The sequence below is a fragment of the Candidatus Kinetoplastibacterium oncopeltii TCC290E genome (genome assembly GCF_000340865.1).
GTDB lineage: Bacteria > Pseudomonadota > Gammaproteobacteria > Burkholderiales > Burkholderiaceae_B > Kinetoplastidibacterium > Kinetoplastidibacterium stringomonadis.
On sequence record NC_020299.1, the window covers coordinates 798,464 to 810,172 of the forward strand.

13 protein-coding genes and 4 tRNA genes are annotated in these 11,709 nt (G+C 32.2%); all 17 read right to left on the reverse strand.

The window, feature by feature from the left end:
• Nucleotides 1-3: 3 nt before the first annotated feature.
• Nucleotides 4-531: a 50S ribosomal protein L10 gene (gene rplJ, locus CONE_RS03675; protein ID WP_015397393.1), complete on the reverse strand. Its 528-nt coding sequence runs from the start codon at nt 529-531 to the stop codon at nt 4-6.
• Between the two features lie 204 nt (nt 532-735).
• Nucleotides 736-1,440: a 50S ribosomal protein L1 gene (gene rplA, locus CONE_RS03680; protein ID WP_015397394.1), complete on the reverse strand. Its 705-nt coding sequence runs from the start codon at nt 1,438-1,440 to the stop codon at nt 736-738.
• A gap of 2 nt (nt 1,441-1,442) precedes the next feature.
• On the reverse strand, nt 1,443-1,874 hold the full coding sequence (rplK, locus tag CONE_RS03685; RefSeq protein WP_015397395.1) for a 50S ribosomal protein L11: 432 nt from the start codon (nt 1,872-1,874) through the stop codon (nt 1,443-1,445).
• Between the two features lie 59 nt (nt 1,875-1,933).
• Nucleotides 1,934-2,470 (reverse strand): transcription termination/antitermination protein NusG, encoded by a 537-nt coding sequence (nusG, locus tag CONE_RS03690; RefSeq protein WP_015397396.1) that lies wholly within the window; start codon nt 2,468-2,470, stop codon nt 1,934-1,936.
• A gap of 9 nt (nt 2,471-2,479) precedes the next feature.
• Nucleotides 2,480-2,860: a preprotein translocase subunit SecE gene (secE, locus tag CONE_RS03695; protein WP_015397397.1), complete on the reverse strand. Its 381-nt coding sequence runs from the start codon at nt 2,858-2,860 to the stop codon at nt 2,480-2,482.
• Between the two features lie 28 nt (nt 2,861-2,888).
• Nucleotides 2,889-2,964, reverse strand: a tRNA-Trp gene (locus CONE_RS03700).
• Between the two features lie 79 nt (nt 2,965-3,043).
• A complete protein-coding gene (gene tuf / locus CONE_RS03705; RefSeq protein WP_015397386.1) occupies nt 3,044-4,234 on the reverse strand; it encodes an elongation factor Tu in 1,191 nt (396 codons plus the stop codon).
• A gap of 48 nt (nt 4,235-4,282) precedes the next feature.
• Nucleotides 4,283-4,357, reverse strand: a tRNA-Thr gene (locus tag CONE_RS03710).
• 4 nt (nt 4,358-4,361) lie between these two features.
• Nucleotides 4,362-4,435 (reverse strand) — tRNA-Gly (locus tag CONE_RS03715).
• A gap of 77 nt (nt 4,436-4,512) precedes the next feature.
• Nucleotides 4,513-4,599: transfer RNA gene (locus CONE_RS03720), tRNA-Tyr, on the reverse strand.
• 168 nt (nt 4,600-4,767) lie between these two features.
• Nucleotides 4,768-5,442, reverse strand: coding sequence for a 16S rRNA (guanine(527)-N(7))-methyltransferase RsmG (rsmG, locus tag CONE_RS03725; RefSeq protein WP_015397398.1), 675 nt, complete (start codon nt 5,440-5,442; stop codon nt 4,768-4,770).
• Nucleotides 5,429-7,339 carry a tRNA uridine-5-carboxymethylaminomethyl(34) synthesis enzyme MnmG gene (mnmG, locus tag CONE_RS03730; RefSeq protein ID WP_015397399.1) on the reverse strand — a complete coding sequence of 637 codons (1,911 nt, stop codon included), beginning with the start codon at nt 7,337-7,339 and terminating at the stop codon, nt 5,429-5,431. Before mnmG ends, rsmG begins: the two co-directional genes overlap by 14 nt.
• Nucleotides 7,340-7,561: 222 nt before the next feature.
• Nucleotides 7,562-8,911: a tRNA uridine-5-carboxymethylaminomethyl(34) synthesis GTPase MnmE gene (gene mnmE, locus CONE_RS03735; RefSeq protein ID WP_015397400.1), complete on the reverse strand. Its 1,350-nt coding sequence runs from the start codon at nt 8,909-8,911 to the stop codon at nt 7,562-7,564.
• A gap of 85 nt (nt 8,912-8,996) precedes the next feature.
• Nucleotides 8,997-10,616 (reverse strand): membrane protein insertase YidC, encoded by a 1,620-nt coding sequence (gene yidC / locus CONE_RS03740; protein ID WP_015397401.1) that lies wholly within the window; start codon nt 10,614-10,616, stop codon nt 8,997-8,999.
• 51 nt (nt 10,617-10,667) lie between these two features.
• A complete protein-coding gene (gene yidD, locus CONE_RS03745; protein WP_015397402.1) occupies nt 10,668-10,877 on the reverse strand; it encodes a membrane protein insertion efficiency factor YidD in 210 nt (69 codons plus the stop codon).
• Nucleotides 10,862-11,260 (reverse strand): ribonuclease P protein component, encoded by a 399-nt coding sequence (gene rnpA, locus CONE_RS03750; RefSeq protein WP_015397403.1) that lies wholly within the window; start codon nt 11,258-11,260, stop codon nt 10,862-10,864. Before rnpA ends, yidD begins: the two co-directional genes overlap by 16 nt.
• Before the next feature lie 27 nt (nt 11,261-11,287).
• Complete coding sequence (gene rpmH, locus CONE_RS03820; RefSeq protein ID WP_015390127.1) at nt 11,288-11,422, reverse strand: 50S ribosomal protein L34; 135 nt, start codon at nt 11,420-11,422, stop codon at nt 11,288-11,290.
• Nucleotides 11,423-11,709: the final 287 nt, after the last annotated feature.

Here is an 11,709-nt window from a genome sequence, read left to right on the forward strand (position 1 = left end):
ATATTAAGAAGATAAATTCTTTTGGTCATGAATAGCCGACAGCACTCTGACAAAAGATGTAGGAACCTCATTAACAGTACGCACAAGTTTAGCAACTGGTGCTTGCATTGTTGCCATTAATCTAGCTATTAAATCTTCACGTGAAGGAATAATAGCTAATTCCATTATGTCATCATAATCCAATAAACAGCTAGATAAAGCACCAGCTTTAATGACCAATTTGTCATTATTTTTTGCAAAGCTAGCCAAAACCTTAGCAGCAGCTACAGGATCATAACTAATACAGTAAATTAATGGACCTACCAGTTTATCTGATAAAGACTTAAATCTTGAATCTGCAATAACTCTACGAGCAAGTGAATTTTTTAAAACTTTTAAATATACACCAGCATCACGAGCAGATTTACGCAACAAATAAACAGAAGCGACATCAAGACCACGATATTCAGCAACAACTATTGACTGTGCATCACCTATTTTTGCGGTTATCTCTTCAATAACTATCGCTTTTTCTTGACGATTAAGACTCACGGATACTCCATAAAAAAAACGTTTAAGAAAAATGAAATAATCTTTCACGTCACCCGGAATCGGCGTCTAACTGAGTTCATCAAAAAACAAGAATCTCTCAGAACGCCGTCTACGTTGGAATTAAAACAATATTAAGCAAATTTCTGCTCCAACGATCTTTGACAGAAATGTCTTGTAAATACAAAACATAGCGCCCAAAGCACTTTATTTAAATAAATCATAATTTACCGAAGCAATGTCCACTTTAACTCCTATTCCCATAGTCGAAGAAATGGATAATTTGCGCAAATAAATGCCTTTTGCTGTAACAGGCCTATTTTTCTGCAACGAACTCATTAGTGCAACCAGATTTGAATATAATTGTTGAACAGAAAAAGAAGCGCGACCTATGACAGAATGTATTATACCAGACTTGTCTGTGCGAAATTGCACTTGACCTGCTTTAACCTTTCTAACAGCTTCAGCTACATCAGCAGTTACAGTACCAACTTTTGGATTAGGCATTAATCCTCTAGGCCCTAGGATTTGGCCTAGGGTACCAACAATTCTCATAGTGTCTGGTGATGCAATAACAACATCAAAATTCATTTGGCCAGCCTTAATTGAATCAGCAAGATCATCTAAACCAACCACATCAGCACCAGCTTGTCTAGCAGAGTCAGCTTTCTCTCCTTGAGCAAATACCGCAACACGAACAATCTTGCCAGTACCTTCAGGCAATACTACAGATCCACGCACTAATTGATCAGACTTTTTAGGATCGATGCCAAGTTTTATGGCAACATCTACAGATTCATCAAATTTAGCATTAGCTGTTTCTTTTATTAAAGAAACAGCATCTTCTATAGGATAGTATTTAGAACGATCTAACTTACTATTGATTATTTTAGCACGTTTATAAGATGCCATTATTAAACTCCTTCAACTTTAATACCCATACTACGTGCACTACCAGCAATAGTACGTACAGCTGCATCTATATTTGAAGCAGTCAAATCAGGCTCTTTCATCTTTGCAATCTCTTCAGCCTGAGCACGAGTCAAAATACCAACTTTATCGACGTGAGGCTTAGCTGATCCTTTTTGTACTCCAGCAGCTTTTTTGATCAAAATAGAAGCTGGTGGGGTTTTTAATATAAACGTAAAACTTTTATCAGCAAAAGCTGTGATAACAACTGGAATTGGTAATCCTGGCTCTAAACCTTGAGTCTTCGCATTAAAAGACTTACAAAACTCCATTATATTCAAACCACGCTGACCCAAAGCAGGACCTATCGGTGGTGAAGGATTAGCCTTCCCAGCAGGCACTTGAAGTTTAACAAAACCAACAATTTTCTTTGCCACAAAATTCTCCCAAAGGGTAATAACGCTCGAAAAGCTCCCCAAAAAACAAAATCAATAAATTAAGTTTTTTCGACTTGTCCAAAATCCAACTCTATCGGCGTTGACCTGCCAAATATAGTAACAGAAACTCTAATTTTATTTTTTTCGTAATTGATTTCTTCAACATTGCCATTGAAATCTGCGAAAGGACCGTCTTTTACTCTAACAGTTTCACCTACCTCAAACAAGATTTTAGGACGAGGTTTTTCAAATCCTTCTTCAATCTGAGATAATATTTTTTCTACTTCACCTTTATAAAGAGGTGTAGGCTTATTTCCAGAACTACCTAGAAAACCAGTTACCCTATTGGTGCTTTTTATTAAATGCCATGTTTCATCAGTCAATTCCATTTCTATAAGAACATATCCTGGAAAAATACGACGTTCACTAATAGATTTTTGCCCATTTTTTATGTCAATAACTTCCTCTGATGGGATCAAAATTTTACCAAAAAATGAACTCAATCCAGATTGATCAATTCTATCATTTATCGTTTTTAAAACATTTTTCTCCATACCAGAAGAAACATGAACAACATACCAACGCTTATTATCCATTAAATGCTCTTATCTCCAGCCTAACAAAACACCATAAAGAAAAAAATCTATAATTTTATCAATCAAGCAAATAAAAACACTTATTAAAACTGCAAAAACACATACAGTACCTGTCATTCTTACAGCTGATTTACGATCTGGCCAGCTAACTCTCTTTAACTCAGAAAAAGATTCTTTACCAAACGAAAAAAAACTTCTGCTTATCTCATTAAAAATAAACAATACAAAAGACAAACAAGAAATAATAGAGAAACCAATTATTCTAAAAGTTATAGATCTTTCTGAAAACCAAAAAAGCGAAACTAATCCCAAAAAAAATAAAAATAAAGCTAAAAAAAATTTAACTTTATCAAAATAACTAAAACAGTTATCCACATTCGATATAGACATTTTAAAACTTCAAAAGGATATTATATAATGGCAGGGGCAGTAGGAATTGAACCTACAACCTTCGGTTTTGGAGACCGACGCTCTGCCAATTGAGCTATACCCCTATATCCAAATAGATAAATAATTTATACAACTAAAAATTCAGCTCTAACATTTTAGAAAGAGCCTGAGTTATTTATATTTTCAAGCAATAATCTTAGATACTACACCAGCGCCAACAGTCCTACCACCTTCACGTATGGCAAAACGTAATCCTTCTTCCATTGCTATAGGTGATAATAATTTTACTTTCATAGCAACATTATCACCAGGTAATACCATTTCTTTATCTTCTGGTAATTCTATAGTTCCTGTTACATCTGTAGTTCTAAAGTAAAATTGAGGACGATATCCCTTGAAAAACGGAGTATGTCTGCCACCTTCTTCTTTAGATAAAACATATACTTCAGCAGTAAATTCCGTATGTGGAGTAATAGATCCTGGCTTGGCTAGTACTTGACCTCTTTCTACATCCTCTCTCTTAGTTCCTCTAAGCAAGATACCTACATTATCGCCTGCTTGACCTTGATCAAGCATTTTACGAAACATTTCAACACCAGTACATATAGTTTTTACTGTAGGCTTGATACCTATTATCTCTATTTCTTCGCCTACTTTTACTACTCCACGCTCTATGCGACCAGTAACAACAGTTCCACGTCCAGAAATTGAAAATACATCTTCTACAGGTAATAAAAACGCTCCATCTATAGCTCGTTCTGGAGTTGGGATGTAAGTATCTAAAGCATCTGCTAGAGCTAAAATTGCCTGCTCTCCAAGCTCGCCCTTATCGCCTTCTAAAGCTAACTTTGCAGAACCTTTTATGATAGGAGTATCATCACCAGGAAAATCATATTTCGATAATAACTCTCGAACTTCCATTTCAACAAGTTCTAAGAGCTCCTCATCATCGACCATATCTGCTTTATTAAGAAAAACAACAATATAAGGTACACCGACCTGACGAGATAATAATATATGCTCTCTGGTTTGAGGCATTGGACCATCAGCAGCAGAAACAACTAATATAGCACCATCCATCTGTGCAGCACCAGTTATCATATTCTTGACATAATCAGCATGCCCAGGACAATCAACGTGAGCATAATGACGTGCTGATGTTTCATATTCGACATGAGCGGTATTTATAGTAATACCCCTAGCCTTTTCTTCTGGAGCCGCATCAATCTGAGCATAAGCTCGTGCTTCTCCACCAAATTTAGTAGCCAAAACCGTAGTAATAGCAGCTGTTAAAGTTGTTTTACCATGATCAACGTGACCAATCGTACCTACATTTACATGCGGCTTGCTACGTTCAAACTTGCTTTTCGCCATATACAACCCCAAAATAAAAGTGAAGTTAAGTAGTACCAAAAATTATATTGGTGCCCATGACGCGGATCGAACGCGTGACCTCTCCCTTACCAAGGGAGTGCTCTACCACTGAGCCACATGGGCATTATGGAGCGGGTGAAGGGAATCGAACCCTCATCGTAAGCTTGGAAGGCTTCTGCTCTACCATTGAGCTACACCCGCACAGATACGCGCATTCACCAACAATAATCTAAAAATATAGATTTAAAGATTCATAGGTAACCATATCGACATAAACATGGTGGAGGAGGTTGGATTCGAACCAACGTAGGCGCAAGGCCAACAGATTTACAGTCTGCCCCCTTTAACCACTCGGGCACCCCTCCTATACAGTATCTGAAATTGTGAAGAATTTCTTTCTAAAAGTCAAACTATAGTGACAAAAATAACAAATTAATATGAAATCACAATAAATAGATAAGCAATTATACAACATTATATTTATAATCAACTCACAGAATACGACTGAGATTAATAATCTTTAAATTAAATAACTAAATTTTCTTATTATTTAATCTTCTTATTATGACTAAACAACGTTGAGAACAAATTCCAGGAATAATAAGTTTCTCCATTCTACTAATACACCAATCTTTCATAGATGAAAAATCATCAATTTCCTTTTTTGGAACTATTCCTTTCATTGAACATAACATACCATCTTCTTTAACATGAAAACCTGAAGTCTCAGTGAACTTGGACAAAGAAGAAAAAGCTCTTGATATTGCAATATCACATTCTAGAGACTTAAGATTTTCTATCCTAGAGTGATAAATTAAAATATTTGATAATAAATTAGTGCTCGCAACATGCCTCATGAAAGATGTTTTTTTAAAAACAGAATCTACACAAATAACACTCCAATCTGGTCGCATTATAGCCAAAACAATTCCAGGAAGACCAGCTCCAGAACCAACATCACAAATTGTTATTTTTTTTTTATAGAAAAAATCTAAAAAAGGCAGAACAGACAGACTATCTATAATATGATGTATTAGCATATATTCATAATCATTCATAGATGTTATGTTTGAGTATCTGTTCCATTTTTGAATCATTGATAAATAATTACTCAATAATATTTTCTGATCAGTAGATATTTTAATATTAAGAATAGAACAAGCATCAGATAAAAATTCATCTAAGACTTTATTTTTATATAGATCCATTATTTGAGCTCTTCAGTTTTTTAACATAAACAAACAGAACAGATACCGATGCTGGAGTAACGCCAGGAATTCTACTAGCTTGACCTATTGTTTCAGGTTTGTATTCGTTCAGCTTTTGCCTAACCTCGATTGATAAATTACCCATAGAAAGATAATCGATATTATTAGGTATCTTATAGGAATCATTATCAGACATTTTCTTTATTTCATCTAATTGTTTAGAAATGTACCCAGAATATTTTATATGAATATCAATTTGATCTGACAAAATATCATCGTAAGAAACGCCAGGTCCTACTAAATAACAACCTGAATCCTTAATAGACATCAGATCTTTGTATTTGATTCCTGGTCTTTTCAATATATCGAAAATACATAAATCCTTATCAAGATTTTTTCCTAATGTATTATAGTCGTAATGTTTAATTAAGGAATTAAAATTTAATGATGTATTTTTTAATCTTTGTAATTCTTGATTTATCGAATCACGTTTTTTATTAAAAAGATTCCATCTATTATCATCTACAATACCTAGATTTCTACCAAGCTCAGTAAGCCTTAAATCCGCATTATCCTCTCTTAGAGTTAAGCGATACTCTGCACGGGATGTAAACATCCTATATGGCTCAGTAGTGCCTCTTGTTATTAAATCGTCAATCATTACACCTATATATGAGTCACTTCTATGAGGGGACCATTGTTCTAAATCCAAGCATCTTCTTGATGCATTTAATCCTGCTAATAAACCTTGTGCTGCTGCTTCCTCGTAACCAGTAGTTCCATTGATTTGACCAGCCAAATACAAACCTTCTATATTCTTTGTCTCTAGTGTAGCTTTTAAAAACTTAGGGTCAAAATAATCATACTCAATTGCGTATCCATATCTTAATATATGAGCATTATGCAAACCAGGAAGAGAACGAACTAAATTTACCTGAACATCAAAAGGTAAACTTGTAGATATGCCATTAGGATAAAACTCATTAGTATGCAAACCCTCTGGTTCTAGAAAAATTTGGTGAGAATCTTTATCAGAAAATCTAGTAACTTTATCTTCGATAGAAGGACAATATCTTGGACCTCTAGACTCGATTGATCCATTATATAAAGGTGATCTGGAAAATGCATCTCTAACTATTTCATGAGATATTGAGTTTGTCCTTGTAATCCAACATGGTAGCTGCTTAGGATGCATGCTACTATCTCCTATAAACGAGAATATTGGTAAAGGATAATCTCCTTCTTGAATCTGAAGCATATTAAAGTCAATAGTTCTTCCATCTATACGAGGAGGAGTGCCTGTTTTTAATCTTCCTTGTGGAAGTCCAAGATCCTTTAGATTTTCAGCTAGAGATATTACAGCTTGATCTCCAGATCTGCCTCCAGAAAAACTACTTTCTCCCATATGGATAATACCATTAAGAAAAGTACCTGTTGTTAACACAACGGATTTGGCTTTTATGCTTATTCCAAGGCTAGTTTTAACGCCACAAATATTGTTATTTTTTATTAAAATACTATTTACTGTTTCCTGAATAATATAAAGATTCGCTTGATTTTCTAGTTTTTTCCTAACAATTTGACGATACAAAAATCTATCTATTTGAGCTCTAGTAGATCTAACAGCAGGACCTTTTGATAAATTCAATATCTTAAAGTGAATTCCGGCATAATCTGCAGATAAAGCCATAGATCCACCAAGAGCATCTATTTCTTTTACTAAATGACCTTTACCAATTCCTCCTATTGATGGATTACAAGACATTTGTCCTAATGTATCTAAGTTTCCTGTTATGAGTAAAGTAACAGAACCAGATCTTGCAGAAGATAAAGCAGCTTCTGTTCCAGCATGCCCACCTCCTACGATTATTACGTCAAAATTAAAAGGATTATTCATTAATTATCTTTTATTATTTAATTGTTTATTTAAATGATTATGATAATTAGAGAGAGGTTTTTATGTGCATAACCTCTCATTATCATTAATATTCAATATGTTGCATGTATTGATAACTTTTGTAATAAGCCTGTTTTATTTCATGATACTTTTTGGATAAAAAAATAGTTTGCTGTTTTTTATTGAGTTATTCATATTTTTTCCGTATGTTATTAACAATAATTATTTTCCTATACAGAAGCTAGAAAATATTTTTTCTAACATGTCTTCTGAAGTGAATTGTCCTGTTATATCGCATAAATTCAGATGAGATAACCTTAATTCTTCAGCTAAAATGTCTAATAAAAAATTTTCTTGTGTGTAAGATATTGCTATTTCTATGTGTTCTATTGATTCTTGTATAGCATGGTAATGTCTTTCTCTAGTTGAAAAAGCATCTTCGTTTGACGACTTGGATTCTATTTTTTTTAATATTTCTTTTTTTATCAAATCTAACCCATTGCCGTTTTTTGACGATACTAAAATTCCATCACAACAATTTTGATTTTTTTTGTCCAAAATGTCTGATTTATTATATATCTTTATAATGTTTGTATTATTTGGAATTTTTTTATTTATATATAATTCCATGGTCTCGTTTCTTTTACTTGAATCTATAACATGCAATACTATATCAGCACTATTTATTGCATCCAAAGATTTCTCTATTCCTTTCTTTTCTATTATGTCATTGCTATTTCTTATTCCAGCAGTATCTGTAATATTTACTAGTATTCCTTTTATGTAGATAGTGTTGGAAACTTTATCTCTAGTAGTTCCTGCTAATGGAGTAACTATTGCTATTTCTTCTTCAGATAAAGCATTCAATAGACTTGATTTTCCTGCATTAGGCTGCCCTGCTAAAACTACATTTATACCATTTTTTAGTATAAGATTATCTTTTACTTTAGATATTAATTTATTTAGCTTTAGTTTTATTGATTCTAGCGAAATACTTATATCTTTTTTTTGAAGATTGCTAATATCCTCTTCTGGAAAATCTAAATTTGCCTCTATCAAAACTCTGAGATCTATAATCTCGTTAGATATGTCTTTTATTATAGAAGACAATGACCCGGATAAGGTTTTTATAGCACTTTTTGCTGCAGCTATAGAAGAGGAGTTAATCAAATCAGATATTGCTTCTGCTTGTATTAAATCAATCTTCCCATTTAAAAATGCTCTTCTAGTGAACTCTCCTGGATCAGCTAATCTGACTCCAATATTTTTTCCTTTTATTATACATGTGTCAAGAATTTGATGTTGAATAACCATACCACCATGACATTGGATTTCGAGTACATCTTCACCAGTAAATGATCTGGGTGATTTGAAAAAAATTACTATTACTTTATCGATAATTTCTTGATCAATGTCTCTAAGAGTCAGATAATGTACTATCCTTTCTTCAAGTTCTTTTTTAAAAAGATTTAACATCAACGGTAATAATTCTTTTCCGGAAATCCTTATTATTCCTATTCCACCAGGTCCATGCGCAGTAGCTATAGCTATAATTGGTAAGTCTTTTAACATTTTTGATTTGGATTTATTGAAATTATAGTATTGATAAAGTGAGAAAAATAAAAACAGTTCTCACTTTATCTTATAAAGTTAGATGTCAGAGTTTATGAGTTTCTCTCGTTATAAACCATTGTTGTATTATTGAAAGAATATTGTTAACACACCAATATAAAACTAATCCAGATGGGAAAAAAAACATCATTCCTCCAAAGACCAAAGGCATTATCATCATAACTTTTGCCTGCACTGGATCAGGTGGAGAAGGGTTTAATTTTATCTGAACAACCATTGTTAGCATCATAATTATCGGAAGAATCATAAATGGATCAGTTGCAGATAAGTCTTTAATCCAAAATATCCAAGGAGCTCCTCTCATTTCAACACTTGATAAAAGAACCCAATATAAAGATATAAAAACAGGTATTTGTATAACCATTGGCAGGCATCCTCCTAGCGGATTTATTTTTTCCTGACGGTATAAATCTATTATTGATGAGTTAAATCTCTTCGTGTCATTTCCACATTGTTCTTTAATCAATTGTATACGAGGAGATATTTTTTTTAATCTCGCCATTGATCTATAACTTTTTGATGCCAAAGGGAAAAAAACTATCTTTATGAATACAGTTAGAAAGACTATTGTCCAACCCCAATTCTTTGTTAATGAGAAGATCAAATTCATTAAATTAAATAAAGGTTTAGCTATTATTGTAAATATTCCATAATCTACAACTAAATCTAATCCTTTAGATAGTTCTGACATTTTTTTCTGATCTTGAGGTCCAATCCATAAAAAAGAAGAATTTTCATGAAAGTTACCTGGTTCTATTTGTCCTAGAGATTCTATGGTTCTTACTGCAAAAATTTTGTTATCACTGTCTAATTCGACAATCTCATTAGTTCTAATAGAATCAGTTGAAGGGATACAAGCTGTAGCAAAATAATGCTGTACCATAGCTACCCAGCCATTTTCAGATTTTTTTATATATTTCGCTTTATTATTTGAAACATCTTTAAAGGATATTTTTTGAAATTTTTCTTTTTCTGAATATAAAGCTATTCCATTGAATGTTTTATAAAAACTTGAACTATCTGTTGGGTCGCTATTATCCCTTAATATTTGTAAATACAGATATGGATTTATTGATACATCACTTTTATTAGTTATCTTATGTTTAACTTTTATTGCATAGCTATTCATATTTAAAATAAAAGTTTTTGTAAGTACAATTCCTCCAGATTCACAAAAAAAACTTATTTCTATATCTTGATCTGATATTTTTTTCGATACCAAATCAAATTTATTATTATGATTTGGTATATTTTCTGCTCCTAATAAGCCTGATTGTATTGTGTATAAAAAATTGTCATTTATATCTAATAATACCGTATGTTTATTATCATTTTTATCAGTATATTTTAGCAATTCTGCTTTTATTAACTGAGCTCCTGTTTTACTAAAAGTAAGTTTGAAGACATTAGTTTCAACAATGACAGTATCATCCATTAGCTTTTTGGCAAGATAAATGTAAGATTTAACTGTTTCTTTTTTGCTATCTTTTAGTGAGGGAACATGTTTTTGTAAATTATTATTATCTTGCTCAGATAGAAAAATTTCTTTATTTGTTTTCGTATAATTTTCACTTTGCCAATTGTTCCAGAGAACTAAAATAGAGCAAGAAAAAATAATCCAAATTAGAGTTCGTCTTATATCCATATTTAGTGATTTCTTTTAATAAAAGGAATTGTTATAACTGAATAAATATTTTTAAGGTATTTTGTCATCTCCACCCTTGGAGAATGGATTGCATCTTAAGATGCGTAGAATAGTTAGATAAACTCCTTTAATATTCCCATGTTTATTTATAGCATCTATAGCATATGTTGAACATGATGGATTAAATCTGCATTGGTTTCCAATCAAAGGACTTATTAAATACTTATAAAGTTTAATAAGTATAATTAGTAAGTTTTGCATTTCGAGATTTTATAAAAATGATTATTTATTTCAACAGCTGCTATCTTTTTAATTTCTATTAGTGATTTCGTGGTAATTTTTGAATGCAAACGAACTACATAATCATTTATAGGCATAATATGTCTGTTTTTTCGAAATGATTCGCGAATTATTCTTTTGATTAGATTCCTAACTACTGCTCTATGAGCAAATTTTTTGGAGAATATTAATCCTAAGCGACTATTAGACTGAGCTTTTTTGATAATGCACATAGAATCAGCTGCCTTAACAGAGAAAAAAATACCACGAGATAAAATTTTCCCTTTAAGAACAGCTTTAAATTCACTAGGGCTGTGTAAACGAGCTTCGGTTGGAAACCTAGCTCTTTTGTTTTCAACTCTCAACAATGTTATTAATTATATTAAGTTTACTTATACAGCTAGTCGTTTTCTACCTTTAGCTCTACGAGCATTGAGAATAGCACGCCCAGAACGTGTTTTCATTCTTATGCGAAATCCATGTGTTCGTTTACGGCGTGTGACAGAAGGTTGATAGGTTCGTTTCATTTGAAGTCTACTAAAAGAACAAAAATAAGAGTATAGTGTATCATAGTAAAAATGGTAACCACTAATATTATCCGTGTTTGTAATATTGTCGTAAAAATACATTTTATTAACTATAATGTATAGCTTGTTAGATACAACAAACTTACTTAACAGGAAGTTGATATGTTAGGCCAAGAAATTAATTTCATCAAGTCGTTTATATGTTATGTACACATATCGTATAATCTGACCACTTTATTTTTTTATATTTTATAATACAAATTTATCTTGGTTTGCAAAATAATATC

Coding starts and splice junctions, on each gene's coding strand:
- rplA (WP_015397394.1), bottom strand. CDS start 1,440: ATGGCATCTTATAAACGTGCTAAAATAATCAATAGTAAGTTAGATCGT.
- nusG (WP_015397396.1), bottom strand. CDS start 2,470: ATGGATAATAAGCGTTGGTATGTTGTTCATGTTTCTTCTGGTATGGAG.
- secE (WP_015397397.1), bottom strand. CDS start 2,860: ATGTCTATATCGAATGTGGATAACTGTTTTAGTTATTTTGATAAAGTT.
- tuf (WP_015397386.1), bottom strand. CDS start 4,234: ATGGCGAAAAGCAAGTTTGAACGTAGCAAGCCGCATGTAAATGTAGGT.
- rsmG (WP_015397398.1), bottom strand. CDS start 5,442: ATGGATCTATATAAAAATAAAGTCTTAGATGAATTTTTATCTGATGCT.
- mnmG (WP_015397399.1), bottom strand. CDS start 7,339: ATGAATAATCCTTTTAATTTTGACGTAATAATCGTAGGAGGTGGGCAT.
- mnmE (WP_015397400.1), bottom strand. CDS start 8,911: ATGTTAAAAGACTTACCAATTATAGCTATAGCTACTGCGCATGGACCT.
- yidC (WP_015397401.1), bottom strand. CDS start 10,616: ATGGATATAAGACGAACTCTAATTTGGATTATTTTTTCTTGCTCTATT.
- yidD (WP_015397402.1), bottom strand. CDS start 10,877: ATGCAAAACTTACTAATTATACTTATTAAACTTTATAAGTATTTAATA.
- rpmH (WP_015390127.1), bottom strand. CDS start 11,422: ATGAAACGAACCTATCAACCTTCTGTCACACGCCGTAAACGAACACAT.